At 67.9% G+C, this 567-nt stretch carries 1 protein-coding gene; it reads left to right on the top strand.

All coding sequences use genetic code 11. The features are described 5' to 3' along the window. Positions 1 to 93 precede the first annotated feature (93 nt). Positions 94 to 567 (top strand): DapH/DapD/GlmU-related protein (locus MBTS_RS23390; RefSeq protein ID WP_192216613.1); only part of this gene is annotated, 474 nt, incomplete at its 3' end.

Genomic DNA, 567 nt, shown 5'->3' with positions numbered 1-567 from the left:
GGTGATCGATGCGGTGAGCGTCGTCGTCCAGGACGGCACGGCGCCGTTCCGCCTCCTGCGCCGCCTGCCCTTCTCGCCCTGAAGGAAACCCCGATGGTCTCCGATCGCCTTGGCCTCGAACCGGCCGTCCACCCGACCGCCGAACTCTCCCGGTGCCGCCTCGGCCGCTACACCGAGGTCGGCGCCCGCACGCGCCTTAGCGAGACGAGCCTCGACGACTATTCCTACATCGTCGAGGACGGGCAGGTGAATTACACGACCATCGGCAAGTTCTGCTCCATCGCCTCGCATGTGCGGATCAACCCCGGCAACCACCCGATGGAGCGGGCCTCCCAATCCCATTTTACCTACCGGGCCAGCGCCTACTGGCCGGGCGAGGAGGACGAGCCGGCCTTCTTCGCCCGGCGCCGCGCCCTACCCGTCACCATCGGCCACGATGTCTGGATCGGTCATGGCGCCGTCATCCTGCCCGGTCGCAGTATCGGCACCGGGGCGGTGGTCGGGGCGGGCACGATCCTGACGCGGGATGTCGCGCCCTACACCCTCTGGCTCTTATTCACCTTTCCT

Origin of the sequence: Methylobacterium bullatum, assembly GCF_014845095.1 — a bacterium.
GTDB classification, from domain to species: domain Bacteria; phylum Pseudomonadota; class Alphaproteobacteria; order Rhizobiales; family Beijerinckiaceae; genus Methylobacterium; species Methylobacterium bullatum.
Note: the sequence above shows the minus strand (reverse complement) of the source record. Positions and strands in the feature narration are given on the sequence as shown.